The sequence below is a fragment of the Sphingomonas sp. BGYR3 genome, assembly GCF_025153455.1.
Classification (GTDB): Bacteria; Pseudomonadota; Alphaproteobacteria; order Sphingomonadales; family Sphingomonadaceae; genus Sphingomonas.
The window spans coordinates 451293-465536 of the sequence record NZ_JANZNT010000002.1 but is presented as its reverse complement, the minus strand read 5'-3'; the positions used below and the strand labels follow the sequence as shown (position 1 = coordinate 465536).

Here is a 14244-nt window from a genome sequence, read left to right as displayed (position 1 = left end):
CCTTATCGCCCGCTCAGGTTCGCGCCGTCGCCCAGAAAGTAACTGGTGTGCGGCGGCTGGTTATACGCGACATTCTGCCACGCGACGCCCAGGCGATAGACCGGATCGTGCATCAACGTCTTCAGGCGCACCGTCGTCGAATAGGGCGTGGCATAGATGCGCAGCGCCGTGCTGTCGCTCGTCGGCAGGATCAGCTCCTCCCGCCAATCGCCCAGGATATCGGCGGTCAGCGACGGATTGGCCTTGGTCCCGTTGATCGACGTGGTGCCGCTGGGGGTCAGCAGCCGGGTGGTCGTGGCCGTGGTCCAGTTCCATTTGTCGATCACGCCGCGATCATGGATTTCGCGCAGCAGATCGCCGTCCCACCAGATCGCGTGATTGATCGCCGAGGGCCGTGCGCCGATCACGGTCCCGGTGGCACTGTACAGGTTGGTGTTGTTCGACGCCCATGCCTCTGCGCCGGGATGGCGCGGATCGATATCCATGGCGACCCCGCGCCCGGTATCCGACGTGGCCGATGTGCTCCAGATGACGGCGCCCGTCCGCGCGTCCAGCATCGCCGACCCGATATTGCCGTTGGAATTGATGTCCTCGTGCGCGCCGAACTTTTCCAGGCCCGCCCGCGACGGGATCAGGTCGGATACGTGCATCGCATCGCCATGTTTCAGGTTCGAATTCCACAGCGGCTGGCCATTGTCGTTGATTGCCATCGCGCCGAACACGATCTCGTCCCGCCCGTCATTGTCGACATCGGCGATGGACAGGTTGTGGTTGCCCTGTCCGCGATACTGGCTGCCCGCGCTGTCGCTGTCGAAATACCAGCGCTGGGTCAGCTGACCGTTGCGCCAATCCACCGCCCAGATCGCCGTGCGGGTATAATAGCCGCGCGAAAAGATCGCCGTCGGCCGCGTGCCGTCCAGATAGGCGACACCGGCCAGGAACCGGTCGACCCGGTTGCCATAGCCATCGCCCCACACGGTGTTCAGCTGTGCCGATGTCGGGTTCTGCGTCGTCGGATGGCGCGGCGGGTTATAGTTGATCGTCGCCATCGCCGCGCCCGTCTGACCATTGAACACGGTCAGGAATTCCGGCCCGGCCAGCACATAGCCGCTCGTGTTGCGATGATCGGCACTGGCATTGCCGATCACCACATTGTTCCCGGCGCGCGTGCCGTCGGCGGTCTTCATCATGACCTCTGCCCGGCCGTCGCCGTCAAAGTCATAGACCATGAACTGCGTGTAATGCGCGCCCGCGCGGATGTTCCGGCCCAGGTCGATGCGCCACAACCGCGTGCCGTTCAGGCGATAGGCATCGATCAGCACCGGGCCGGTATAGCCGGACTGGCTGTTGTCCTTGGCATTGGTCGGCTCCCACTTCAGCACGATCTCGTACTGACCATCGCCGTCCAGATCGCCGACGCTCGCGTCATTGGCGGTATAGGTATAGGCGGAACCGTTCACCGTGCCGCCCGCCGGCACCTGCAACGGCACGGACAGGAATCCGCCCGCCCACACGGAAGCTGCCGGCGTCGGGCTGCCCAGCGTGCCGTTCAGCACGGTGCGGACGGTATAGGTCGAACTGGCCGTGCCGCCGGCATCCACGAAATTGGTCCGGTCGGTGATCGGTGCGGCGTTCAGCAGGGTCGACCCGCGATAGACATTAAACCCGATGGCGCCGTTGTCCGTCGACAACAGCCGCCAGTTGACCAGATTGCCGCCGCCCTGCGCGGGCACGACCACAAGCCCGCGGTTCAGCGTCTCGATCTGGCGTTGTGCATGAGCGGCGGGGATGGCGGCAAATGCGGCAGGCAATGCCGAAACCATGATGAACGCGCGCAGCATCGTTCGCCCCGACGGGCGTAAAGATTTCAGCATTCTACCTCTCCCAACACCGGATATCGCTCGAATCGATATCCTTAATGTGGGATGCTATTTCATAGTGTGGCCCTTGCAAGGGCTTTGTCCCGGCAAAAGAAGGTATCCGAACCGTAAGGCAACCGGACGGCCGGATTGCCGGGTTCTGGTGGGCGAAACCGCTTGCCGTAATGCCCGTCCCGCTCCCGCGACCGCGGCTCAACCCAGCCAGTTCGCCTCGGCCAGCAAAGGCGCGGGCGGCATCGCCACCGGGCCGGCTGCCGCGCTGGCGATGGCGGCGTCCACCTGCCCGCACGTGGACAGGCCGATGGCGATGGTGCTGATCCCCGGCATCGCCAGCTGGTGCCGGATCATTGATCCCGCCGGATCGGCCGCAAAGGCGGGCCATGCCGCTGCGATCCGCGCCGCCCGCTGGCGGCATTCATCCCGATGCTGCGGATACAGGCTGATATCGCGGGCATCGGCAAAGGGGCGCTCCCCCCGCATCGCCGGATGGCCTGGCAACAGTCCGCCCGCATAAAACGGCATCCGCGCGACCATCCACAGGCCGCGCTGGACCAGTGCGGGCAGCATCGCGGCCACCCGCTGATCGAACAGGTTCAGCATCGACTGAACGCCCTGGATCCGCCCGGACGCGATGGCCGATGCCATTGCGTCGGGATCATGGTCGAACGCCGCCACGCCGAACCCCGCGATCTTGCCCGCATCGACCAGTGCGGTCAGCGCCCCGGCCCATTCCCCCTCGTCCAGCCATTCCGCACACCATTCGGGGACATGCACCGCCGCCAGCCGCTCGACCCCCGTCTCCAGCAGCGCGGCATCGACCTGATCCACGATCCCGGCCGCTGGCCACAGCTGATCGGCGGACAGGTGGTGCGATGGCAGCGCAATCGGCAATGCCGGGCGCAGGCGACAGACCAGCTGCGCCCTGCCCCGCCTGCCCGCCCCGGCCAGCACCCCGCCAATCGCGGCGTTCAGGGCATCGTCGCCCAGTTCCATCTCGATGGCCGATATCCCGCGATCGACCGCATGGGCCAGCACGGGCGACAGATCGCCGGCACCGCCGCGATGCCAGCGCGCTGTCCCGAACGCGATGGGCGATACGGCGACGCCTGTCCTGCCCAGCGGCCGCGCCTCCATCATGCGTCGCTGTCGCTGGCGGTGATGACGATCTGCACGCCCGGCTGATCCCGATTGCACCAGTCCGACCGATGCAGACAGCCCGGCCAGCCTATCGTCTCGACCCGGTGCAGGCTCGCCGCGCCGACCGGCACCGTCGCCACGGCGGCAGGATCGCGGATAAAGGGAAACGCCCCCGTCTGCATCATCCGCACTTGTTCCGGGCGATAGGCCCACAGCCGCTCCAGCGATCCCCCGCGCTTTTCGACATGATCGTCCAGCCGGCACAGCAGCGGAAATTCGCGCCGCATGAACGCGGCATAGATCGGCTGATCGACATTGGCGTGCGGCGTCACCTGCATCCCGCCCGGCCGACCGATGGGCCACACCAGCCGCACGGATCGCTGCCCCGGCATCCGGTCGACGTGCCACACCAGGTCGCCCGGCGCGAAATAGGTGCGCAGGACCACCATCGGCCGCCCGCCCGCAATCTCGCCGACCCGGTCGGCCAGCCGATCGATCTCCCCGGCCAGCGCCGCGACAGCATCGCCCAGCGCCGATGCCGGAAACAATTGCCCAACCAACCTCTCCAGCGCCTTGGCCGGGGCTTCGCTGTTCAGGCTCATCCGGAAACCGGGACCGCGGGCCAGCGCCTCGATCAGCGGACGATAGTGCGCCTCAGCCAGCACCGGCCGGTCGATGATGCACGCCTCCGCCCCGCCGCCGAACAACAGGTCGCGGCACTGACCGGCGGACAGGGAACTGGCATGGTTCAGCACGGCATCCGGCATATCGCCGCCGATGTTCGGCTGTCCATCAATTGCGCGGCGTCTGGCCCCGGGCCGCTGCCGCCTCTTCGTCCGACAGCTTGCGGAACGACCGCACCGGGCAACGCCGTGCGCCCGTTCCGGGATATGGGACGGTCAGCGCAATCTCGTTGCCATTGCACACCCGCGTCCGCCCGCGCGCATCGACACCGATCTGCAACGTCCAATCGACGTCCGGACATCCGGGCGCCAGTTCCAGTTCCCAGCTTTCATATTGCGCGAAATTGACGATCACCCGGTCGGGCGAAACGGGATTGAAACTGGTGATCTGGCTGATGAAGAAACACTGCTTGCCCGCATCCGCCCCCGCGCCTTTGCCCGCGCTCTGCGGCCCGGCCTGCGGCGCGCATCCCGCCAGCATGACCAGCCCGGCGACCAGGGGAAAGACGGCTGCACTGCGCATGACACTCTCCTTCATTGCCGCCCCGCTCATGGCCGCCTGCGTACAGGAAAAACCCCGCTTCAGTCACCTGAAGCGGGGCAGTCGGGGGGGATTACTGGCCGTACCGCAGACGGAAGCCCGCCAGAATGCGGCGACCGCCATAACCGAGTTGAAGGATACGCGGCGTACCATCTTCAAAGGGCAGATAGTCGCCCGTTGATGCCGTCTGCGCTTCCCGGGTCAGGTTGCGTCCCTCGACAAACACCTGGATGGCATTGTTGATGTTGTACGCAATCTTCGCGTCGATGAACGTCGTCGCATCAATGTACCGGGCAACGCCAGGATTGTATCCAGGCGCGACCAGGCGGACATTGCCCCATTGCTGGCCCGGATAATTGATATCCGGCTGATCCCCGGTGCCGCCGCCCGGCGTGACGAACGTGAACCGCTCGGTCCGCTTCTGATAGGCAACGCGGATATTCAGCTTGCCATCGTCGTACCACAGCGACGCGTTCGTAAACAGGCGCGACTGATCCGGCGGAGGCAGCACGTCGCCCGACAGCGGATCCTGCTGACCGGTGGTGGCCACTGAACTGAGCACCGAAACGTTCACATCGGCACCGGTATATTTCAGGAACCACGGCAGGAACGTGAACGCAGTTTTCGCCTGGAATTCCCAGATATCCCGCTTGTAGCCCGGACCATCGGCAAAGGTCGGATAGGTGAACTGGAGCTCGGAAATCGGTCGGCCAGTCAACTGGTCGACAAGATCTGAGCCGCTGAACGGGCTGCCGGTAACCGTGACACCGATCGGCGATCCGATCTGTACGTCAAGCTTGCCGTAAGTCGCGGACAGCACCGTGTCCCGGTTGGGATACCATTCCAGCGAGTAGTTATAGTTCCACGCGGTAAATGGGCTGAGACCGGGATTACCAACGCGTCCGGGACAGGCGAACAGATCTTCGCCGTCTCCGGGGCTGGACAATATGGTCCGTTCGTCAATCGTGCACTCGCCGCTTGCCAGCAGCCGGCTGACCGGCGGCCGCGCGACCGTCTTGCCGCCATAAGCGCGGAAAACAAGGGACCGATCGAACGCCCACAGGTTCAGGTTGACCGACGGCAGCCAATCCGTCGTGTTGTTGGAAATCGTCGTATTCTCGCGAGCAATCGTGGTCACGATCCCTGCTGCGGCAGTGGGATTGTTGGGATCAAATGCCGCCGTCGTGCGAATGTTGCGCAGAACGAAGACGCCAGTACCCTCAACCTTTGTGAACACGCCGCGCAGGCCGATATTGCCGTCGAATTCCAGCCCCCATGGCAGCTTCTGCTCGAAATCTAACATGGCATACACGTTGCGGATTTCTTCCCGGGTACGTGTGAGTGGCTGCTCATACTGGTTGCCGTCGCTACCCGTGCAAACTTTGACGCAATCAAAGTTGATGAACTGTGCAGCGCCAAGCTGCGAGAACAGCTGATCGGTCAGGATACCCGTCCATGCCGGCGGCAGATTGCCCCGGTTGGGCAGATCACCGAAATACTCTGCACCAAGGTCTTCCAGCGACGAGGTAAACAGCCGCGTCAGCTCCTCCGGGGTAACGGTATCCACGCCCGACCGACTGTTCAGCGGTTGAGTGAAGGGAACGAAGCCGTAATTGCACGACAGGGTCGACGTGGCAGTTGGCTGGCATGCCCGCAACTGCCCACGGACGTTGGCCGTCGGCACAACCACAGGCGGAACATATCCCGCGGTCCCGAATGTACCAACAGCATCGCGGACATTGTAGCCACCGCCTGCCCATCGGTCGGTAGAATTGCTGCGATACTGCGCACCAACCTTCACCCGGGTGATGAACGGCAAGAGCCCATCCGTCCGATACGTTACGTCCGCCTTTGCCAGTCGCTCCTCGATCTCGGCCAGGAATGGCGAAAACTGGACCTGGAAATTCGGTGTCACCAGCGGCATCTGCCCGACGGTGTAGGCCGGTGAAGCCGGAGTGCCGAAGGCCGCGGCAACCGCATTCTGGCCAATGCAGGTAGGTGCGGTACCGCTTCCGATGCAGGTGGGCGCACGCAACTGAACGAAATTGGCGATATTGCTCTCATCATAGGCATCCGGGAAATCGATATCCCAGAGGCCGTTGGGCTGCAGCGTGATGGTGGCATCGCCATACGCGTAGGAACGGTTTGTCCGCTGGTCGGCGCGCGAGCCGGTTGAGCTCGACATGCCTGCGAATGCGTCGATGTCGACCCTTTCGGAACGCCATTCCAGACCGCCTTGGTAGAAATAGGTATCGGTTTTGTTGCGACCCTGGATCTGGTCGATATTCACCACATTGTTGGTCGTGGTCATCTGCGTCACGTTGTGCAACGCATCCACGACGACGCTGTTCGGCACAATGCCAACCACGTTACCCAGCGCCATGTAATTCTGGTTGCCCAGTAGCGGCTGCGGGTTTGCCGTGCTGTTCGGGTTCCGCCTGTTCTGCGTAACCGTATTGACCCCGTCATACAGGTAATAGCCGGCGGGGCCATTGGGGTTTACGGTTCGCTGCGCAGGGGCCGTGCTGTTGGTTCCGTCATTGCTCAGCAGGAATGTGCCGGCTGGATTCAGAACAACGGTCTGAACCGGATTGCGGCTGCGGTTCTGATCTTCCACATCCCGCCGGCTGATCGTTGTCTTGGCATAGAACAGCAGGTTGTCCGTTGCACGAAAATCGATACGCGCATCGATCGCGACCCGTTCGTCGTTCTGCTCGTTCATGAAATTGCGGATCAGCGACGGCGTGTAATCATTCCACTGATTAAGGCAGCTTTGCAATTCGAGCACACGCTGCCCCCGCTGGTTCGATGACCCGGTCGGCAGGTTGGGGAACGCAGCGAAACAGTCCGCCTTCGATTGTGCAGCAATTGACTTGGTCAGCAGCGAGCGGGGCGTTTCGGTGGAATTGGCAAACACCTGATCGGCGGCATCGCCGGTCAGGGTATCAAGATTGTAGACAAACGTCTTTTCCGGGGAATTGTCGAAGTCGATCCGGCGATGATAGCCGGCCGTGCCGCTCGTGGTATTCTGATAACCGTGATTGATGTTCTGAATCTTATTATAGTTCGCACTGACAAGAACACCAACGCGGCCGTCAAAGAACTTGCGCGTAAGGATGCTGTTGAAATTGGGCGTCCAATCGCCAGTCAGCGAGTTCTGCTGAAAGCCACCGGAAAACTGGTAAAACGGCTTTCTGAAATCCAGCGCATTGCGCGTCTTGATCTGAATACCGCCGCCCAGCGACCCCTCGGTCTGGTCAGCGGTCGAGCCCTTGACCACGTCGATGCTCTTGACCAGTTCTGCCGGCAGTTCGCGCAGATCGGCACTGCGACCGGCGTCGGCATTGATGGCGGCACCTGACGCGCTGCTCACACCGACGCCGTCCAGTTCCACGCGGGTCAGGTCGGGGCCGTTCCCGCGCACCGCGACGCTTTCGCCTTCGCCGAAATCGTTACGGGCCAGCGCCACACCGGGAAGGCGGGAAACGGCTTCTGCCACGTTGCGGTCGGGGAAGGAGCCGATATCGTCGGCGACGATGGAATCGGTCGCGGTCCGGGCATTGCGCTTGCGCTCGTTCGCCGACTGCTGGCTGGCGCGCGAACCGACGACCAGGATTTCGCCCTGATCCGCATCGGTCGTCTCCTGGGCAATCATCACCATGCCGACAGCGGCCGCCAGCTCGGCATCGCTTAGCGGGGTATCGCCTATGGCAGCATCGCTCGGTTCGGGATCGGCATGGGCATAGGCCGGGCCAGCAAGTGCCATCAGCATCGCCGCGGCGATCACGCCATGCGACGCGCTGGCAGAAAATCCTCGATTGTACAGCTTGGCCCGACTCATCAGACTCCTCCCCCTATCGCTCGTTTTCACCAGCAGGAGAGCCCGGTTCGCCGCATCCCCCCCAGCCGCGCCACTATTCTTCCCGTTATGTGGAACAGTGGTCTATGATGTAAAACTAGCAGAGTTTTTCGGGGACGCAAGAACGGAAATGCCCAATTATCGGACAAACTGAACAGAAGCTGACAGTGCCGAAATGATCCCGGCAATCAGCCGGATCTAAGGAGCGCCACCGCCGCATCCCGCTCGAACAGATACAGCGCCAGCCGCGCTGCCTGCCCCCGCTCGCCGGACAGTCCGCCATCCCGGTCGATCAGCAGCCGCGCGTCCTGATTGGCGGCGGGCAGCAGTTCCGCCATCTGGTCCGGACTGGCCAGCCGGAACGCCATATCGCCCGACTGGCGCGTGCCGAGCAGCTCGCCGGCTCCGCGCAGGCGCAGGTCCTCCTCGGCAATGCGAAACCCGTCATTCGTCTCGCGCATCAGCGCCAGCCGAGCCCGCGCCGTTTCGCTCAGCTGCCCGCCGCGCAGCAGCAGACAGATCGACTTGCCCCCGCCCCGGCCCACGCGCCCGCGCAGCTGGTGCAGCTGGGCTAGGCCGAACCGGTCGGCATGCTCGATGATGATCAGGGTCGCGTTGGGCACATCCACGCCAACCTCGATCACCGTCGTCGCCACCAGCACGCCCGCCTGTGCCGACTGAAACCGCGCCATCTGCGCGTCCTTCTCCGGCGGCTTCATCCGGCCATGGACCAGCGCGACTGCCGCATCGCCCAGCCGGATACGCAGCGATTCCGCCCGCGCCTCTGCTGCCGCCAGATCGGATTTTTCGGATTCCTCGACCAGCGGACAGACCCAATATGCCTGCCCCCCGCCGGCCAGATGCCGCGCCAGCCCCTCGACCACCTCGGCCAGCCGGTCCTCGGACACCACGCGCGTTTCAATCGGCTCGCGCCCCGGCGGCATCTCATCGAGGCGGCTCACATCCATCTCGCCATAATTGGCCAGCGTCAGCGTGCGCGGAATGGGCGTCGCGGTCATGACCAGCAGGTGCGGCGGCCGCTGCGCCTTGGCCTGCAACATCATGCGCTGCGCCACCCCGAACCGGTGCTGTTCGTCCACCACCACCAGCCCAAGGTCGCGATAGCTGACCGCCTCCTGGAAAATGGCGTGCGTCCCGATCAGGATCTGGATCGACCCGTCGGACAGGCCCATCAGCGTCGATTCGCGCGCCCGCCCCTTGTCCCGCCCGGTCAGCACCGCAACGGTGACGCCGGTGGGCGCCAGCAACCGGGACAGCGTTTCATAATGCTGCCGCGCCAGGATTTCGGTCGGCGCCAGCAGCGCGCCCTGCGCCCCCGCCTCTGCCGCGATCAGCAACGCCATGGCCGCGACCAGCGTCTTGCCCGATCCGACATCGCCCTGCAGCAGGCGCAGCATCGGCCGGTCCTGCGCCATGTCGCCCTCGATCTCGCGGATCGTCCGCGCCTGCGCGCCTGTCGGCGAATAGGGCAGGTTCAGCCGCGCCCGCAGCGACCCGTCGCCCATCAACGGCTTGCCCCGCTTCGACCGCGCCTCGCCCCGCACCAGCGCCAGCGCCAGCTGATTGGCGAACACCTCGTCATAGGCCAGCCGCTCGCGCGCCTTCGCATCGGCGGGATCGGCATGGATGCGGGTCAGCGCATGGCGCCAGTCGGGCCAGCCGCGAGCGGCCTTCAACCCCGGCTCGATCCATTCGGGCAGCACGGGGGCGCGCGCCACCGCCTGTTCGGCAAAACCCGCCAGCCGTTTCGACGTCACCCCTTCGGACAGGGGATAGACCGCCTCCCGCTCGGCCAGCCCGTCCGCCTCGTCCAGCGACAGGACATGGTCCGGGTGAATGATCTGCAATTCCTGGCCATAGGTTTCCAGCTTGCCCGAAACGCGGCGCGCCTCGCCGATGGGCAGCAACTTCTTCACCCATCCGCTCGATCCGCCGAAATAGACGAGGGAGACGATGTTGCCGCGCGCGTCCTGTGCATGGACCCGCGTCGGCCCGCGCCCGGCCGACACCCGGTAATCCACCGGCACCAGCGTGATGGCGATCACCCGCCCGGCATCGGCTGCGTCCAGTTCCTCGCGCGGCAGCCGGTCGATCCATCCGGTCGGCAGGTGGAACGCCATATCGACCACCCGCGCCAGCCCCAGCCGCTCCAGCGGCTTGGCCAGTCCGGGGCCGACGCCCTTCAGCGCGGTGATTTCCGCGAACAATGGATTGAGCAGGTCGGGTCGCATGACTATCTGCCTCCCTAGCCCCAGCCGACGGCGCATTCCAGCGTCGCCGGTCAATCGCCTATGGAGAACATGACGCCCATGGACCGCGAGACCCGCCTGAAGCGACTGAAGTTCCGTGCCTGGCATCGCGGCACCAAAGAGGCCGACCTGATGATCGGCGGCTTTTTCGATGCGGCCCATGCGACATGGGGCGAGGCGGAGATCGCCCTGTTCGAGGAACTGATGGAGGAACAGGATGTCGACATCATGGCCTGGGCCCTTGGCGTTGCGCCCGTTCCGCCCCGCTATGCGGGGGGCATGTTCGATGCGATCCGCCGGCTCGATTTCGTGAAGCTGCCCGACTGACCCATTCCCAGGTGCCGGCCCCGGCGCCGCCTGATCGAGAATTCATGCCCGACCTGTCGACGATCCTCCGCGCATCCCGGCCGCTGACGCTTGCCGGGGTGCCCGCCGGCTTCCTGCCCTCGCTGCTGGCCGACCTTGCGCGGGCGGCCAATGGCGGCGCGGTCTATATCGCGCCGGACGAAGCGATGATGCGCGCGGTCGCCGCCACCGCGCCGGTCTTTGCGCCGGAGCTTGAGGTGATCGCCTTTCCGGCCTGGGACTGCCTGCCCTATGACCGCGCCAGCCCGACGCTACGCATCATGTCGGAACGGCTCGCCGCGCTGCATCAGCTGCAACAGAAACCGCGCGGACCTCGCCTGATCGTCACCACCGCCAATGCCGCTGCCCAGCGCACGCTGACCCGCTTCCGCATCCGCCAGCTTGTCGCCCGCCTCGCCTCGGGTGAGCGGATTTCGACCGACCGGCTGGTCAAGCTCCTGGCCGCCAATGGCTATAACCGCGTCGATACGGTGCATGACGCGGGCGAGTTTGCGGTGCGCGGCGGCCTCGTTGATCTCTACCCCTCCGGCGCGGAACAGCCGCTTCGCCTCGACTTCTTCGGGGACGAGATCGAGACGGTCCGCACCTTCTCGACCGAGGATCAGCGGACGACCGGCCGCCTCGACGGCTTCACCCTGCTGCCCGCGTCAGAGGCGCTGCTCGACGAGGATAGCGTGAAACGCTTCCGAGCCGGATACCGCGACCGGTTCGGCGCGACTGCCACCGGCGATCCCCTGTATCAGGCGATCAGCGACGGCCGCCGCCTGGCGGGCATGGAACACTGGCTCCCGCTGTTCGAGGAAAAGCTGGAAACGCTGTTCGACCACCTTCCCGCCGACGCCGTGGTCGTGCGCGATCCCGGCGTCCCCGCCGCCGCGGAACAGCGGATCGAGGCGGTGATCGACTATCACGCCAACCGCATCCGGGCACAGACCAAGGATCCGGGCAGCTACCGCCCGCTTGCGCCGACGATGCTCTATCTGCTCACCGACGAATGGGCGGAACGCACCAATGCGGCCCGGGCGCATCTGGCGACGCCGTTCCATGAACCGGAAAGCGATGCCGTCATCGATTTCGGCGTCGACGGCGCGCGCGATTTCGCCCCCGAACGCGCGGGCGGGCAGAATGTCTATGAGGCGGTGGTCGCCCATCTCGACGCCCTGCGCGCCTCGGGCAAGCGCCCCATCCTCGCCAGCTATTCCGAAGGCGCGCGGGAACGGCTGAAGGGGCTGCTCGCCGATCACGGCCTGGTTCAGATCGCGATGGTCGACAGCTGGCAACAGGCGATGGGCGCGGCCAACAAGGCGGTGTCGCTGATCGTCCTGCCGCTCGACCATGGCTATACCACGCCGGACGTGGCGGTCCTGACCGAACAGGACATGCTGGGCGACCGCCTCGTCCGCCGTCGCAAGCGCAAGAAATCGACCGACGCCTTCCTCAACGAACTGGCCACGCTCACCCCCGGCGACCTTGTCGTCCATGTCGATCACGGCATCGGCCGGTATGACGGGCTGACCCAGATCCCGGTGCAGCGCGCGCCGCACGACTGCGTGGCACTGACCTATGCCGGCGGCGACAAGCTCTATGTTCCGGTAGAAAATCTCGAAGTCCTCTCCCGCTTCGGTGCCAGCGAAGAGGGCGCGGCGCTCGACCGGCTGGGCGGTGAGGCGTGGCAGCGGCGCAAGGCGCGGATGAAGGAGCGCATCCGCGAAATCGCGGGCGAACTCATCGCCACCGCCGCCAAGCGCGCGCTGCGCCCGGCCGAGGTGATGCAGCCCGACCCCGGCGGCTATCCCGCCTTTGTCGATCGCTTTCCCTATGAGGAAACCGACGATCAGGACCGCGCCATTGCCGAGGTGATCGACGATCTGGCCGCCGGCCGCCCGATGGACCGGCTGGTCGTCGGCGATGTCGGGTTCGGCAAGACAGAGGTTGCGCTGCGCGCCGCCTTCGTCGCGGCGATGGCCGGAATGCAGGTCGCGGTCATCTGTCCCACCACCCTCCTCGCCCGCCAGCATTATCAGAATTTCAAGGCGCGGTTTGAGGGGTTCCCCATCGAAATCGGCCGTCTGTCCCGCCTGGTCGGCACTGCAGAGGCAAAGGCGACCAAGGAGGGGCTGGCCGCGGGTCAGATCGATCTGGTCGTCGGCACCCACGCCCTGCTCGCCAAGGGGATCGAGTTCAAGCGCCTCGGCCTCGTCATCGTGGACGAGGAACAGCGGTTCGGCGTGACGCACAAGGAACGGCTAAAGGCGCTGAAGACCGATGTCCATGTCCTCACCCTCACCGCCACGCCCATTCCCCGCACGCTTCAGATGGCGATGTCGGGCCTGCGCGAGCTTTCGGTCATCCAGACGCCGCCGGTCGATCGCCTGGCGGTGCGCACCTATGTCATGCCCTGGGACCCCGTCGTGGTGCGCGAGGCGTTGCTGCGCGAGCATTATCGCGGCGGACAGGCCTATTTCGTCACGCCCCGCATCGCCGACTTGCCCGAAATCGAGGAGTATCTGCGCACCGAAGTCCCCGAAATCCGCTACATCGTCGCGCACGGCCAGATGGCGCCAAGCGAGGTCGAGGAGCGGATGAGCGACTTCTACGACCGAAAGGCCGATCTGCTCGTCTCCACCACCATCGTGGAAAGCGGCCTCGACATTCCGTCGGCCAACACGCTGATCATCAACCGCGCGGACAAGTTCGGCCTGGCTCAGCTCTATCAGCTGCGCGGCCGCGTGGGCCGGTCGAAAACCCGCGCCTATGCCTATTTCACCACCCCGCCCGAGCGGATGATGACCGAAACCGCCGAAAAGCGGCTCAAGGTACTCTCCGATCTCGAAGGGCTGGGCGCTGGGTTCCAGCTTGCCAGCCACGATCTCGACATTCGCGGCGCGGGCAACCTGCTCGGCGACGAACAGTCGGGCCATATCCGCGAGGTCGGCTACGAACTCTATCAGTCGATGCTGGAGGAAGCGATCCTCGACGCCCGCGCCGGCGGCCTGCGTGAGGATCGGCCAAAGGAATTCTCGCCGCAGATCACCGTCGATGCACCAATCATGATTCCAGAGGAATTCGTGCCCGATCTCGACCTGCGCATGGGCCTGTATCGCCGCCTGAACGAGGTGGAGGACAAGCGCGGGATCGAGGGGTTTGCCGCCGAACTGATCGACCGCTTCGGCAAGCTGCCCCCCGCAACCGACAACCTCCTCAAACTGATCGAGGCCAAGCTGAACGCCAAGCGCGCCAGCATCGCCAAACTCGATGTCGGGCCAAAGGGCGCACTGGTCAGCTTCCACGACGACAAATTCCCGAATGTCGAAGGGCTGCTCGCCTATGTCGCCAAGCTGGAGGGCACGGCAAAACTGCGCCCGGACATGAAACTCGTCATCACCCGCGCCTGGGCCACCCCCGAACAACGGCTCAACGGCGCCCTGCAACTCAGCCGGGGCCTGGCGAAAGCGGCGGGCTGAACCCGGCCTGCCGCTATCGCCGCCGATCGACCGGGATGCCGGAT

Annotated in this window: 8 protein-coding genes; 2 read left to right on the top strand and 6 right to left on the bottom strand. The window is 65.0% G+C overall.

The window, feature by feature from the left end; genetic code table 11:
* Positions 1-2: 2 nt before the first annotated feature.
* The 6 genes from NYR55_RS14080 to recG form a co-directional block, all read right to left on the bottom strand.
* The gene (locus tag NYR55_RS14080; RefSeq protein WP_279338868.1) at positions 3-1874 is read right to left on the bottom strand and encodes a rhamnogalacturonan lyase; all 1872 of its coding nucleotides are present in this window, start codon (positions 1872-1874) and stop codon (positions 3-5) included.
* Positions 1875-2072: 198 nt separating this feature from the next.
* Positions 2073-3017: an aldo/keto reductase gene (locus NYR55_RS14075; RefSeq protein WP_260022181.1), complete on the bottom strand. Its 945-nt coding sequence runs from the start codon at positions 3015-3017 to the stop codon at positions 2073-2075.
* A complete protein-coding gene (locus tag NYR55_RS14070) occupies positions 3014-3784 on the bottom strand; it encodes a hypothetical protein (RefSeq protein ID WP_260022180.1) in 771 nt (256 codons plus the stop codon). The genes NYR55_RS14075 and NYR55_RS14070 overlap by 4 nt, the downstream gene beginning before the upstream one ends.
* A 25-nt stretch (positions 3785-3809) precedes the next feature.
* Complete coding sequence (locus tag NYR55_RS14065) at positions 3810-4223, bottom strand: DUF6491 family protein (protein WP_260022179.1); 414 nt, start codon at positions 4221-4223, stop codon at positions 3810-3812.
* A 91-nt stretch (positions 4224-4314) separates the two neighbouring features.
* Positions 4315-8082, bottom strand: coding sequence for a TonB-dependent receptor (locus NYR55_RS14060; RefSeq protein WP_260022178.1), 3768 nt, complete (start codon positions 8080-8082; stop codon positions 4315-4317).
* 206 nt (positions 8083-8288) lie between these two features.
* Positions 8289-10352, bottom strand: coding sequence for an ATP-dependent DNA helicase RecG (gene recG / locus NYR55_RS14055; protein WP_260022177.1), 2064 nt, complete (start codon positions 10350-10352; stop codon positions 8289-8291).
* A gap of 78 nt (positions 10353-10430) precedes the next feature.
* Here recG and NYR55_RS14050 point away from each other — a divergent pair, with 78 nt between their 5' ends.
* Both NYR55_RS14050 and mfd read left to right on the top strand, forming a co-directional pair.
* Positions 10431-10697 (top strand): succinate dehydrogenase assembly factor 2, encoded by a 267-nt coding sequence (locus tag NYR55_RS14050; protein ID WP_260022176.1) that lies wholly within the window; start codon positions 10431-10433, stop codon positions 10695-10697.
* Between the two features lie 44 nt (positions 10698-10741).
* Entirely contained in the window at positions 10742-14200 is a 3459-nt protein-coding gene (mfd, locus tag NYR55_RS14045) for a transcription-repair coupling factor (RefSeq protein ID WP_260022175.1), read from the top strand.
* Positions 14201-14244: the final 44 nt, after the last annotated feature.

What these genes read in the sequence shown, in the direction of transcription:
- recG (WP_260022177.1), bottom strand. Translation starts at nt 10,352, where the DNA reads ATGCGACCCGACCTGCTCAATCCATTGTTCGCGGAAATCACCGCGCTG.
- NYR55_RS14070 (WP_260022180.1), bottom strand. Translation starts at nt 3,784, where the DNA reads ATGCCGGATGCCGTGCTGAACCATGCCAGTTCCCTGTCCGCCGGTCAG.
- NYR55_RS14050 (WP_260022176.1), top strand. Translation starts at nt 10,431, where the DNA reads ATGGACCGCGAGACCCGCCTGAAGCGACTGAAGTTCCGTGCCTGGCAT.
- mfd (WP_260022175.1), top strand. Translation starts at nt 10,742, where the DNA reads ATGCCCGACCTGTCGACGATCCTCCGCGCATCCCGGCCGCTGACGCTT.
- NYR55_RS14065 (WP_260022179.1), bottom strand. Translation starts at nt 4,223, where the DNA reads ATGCGCAGTGCAGCCGTCTTTCCCCTGGTCGCCGGGCTGGTCATGCTG.
- NYR55_RS14080 (WP_279338868.1), bottom strand. Translation starts at nt 1,874, where the DNA reads ATGCTGAAATCTTTACGCCCGTCGGGGCGAACGATGCTGCGCGCGTTC.
- NYR55_RS14075 (WP_260022181.1), bottom strand. Translation starts at nt 3,017, where the DNA reads ATGATGGAGGCGCGGCCGCTGGGCAGGACAGGCGTCGCCGTATCGCCC.
- NYR55_RS14060 (WP_260022178.1), bottom strand. Translation starts at nt 8,082, where the DNA reads ATGAGTCGGGCCAAGCTGTACAATCGAGGATTTTCTGCCAGCGCGTCG.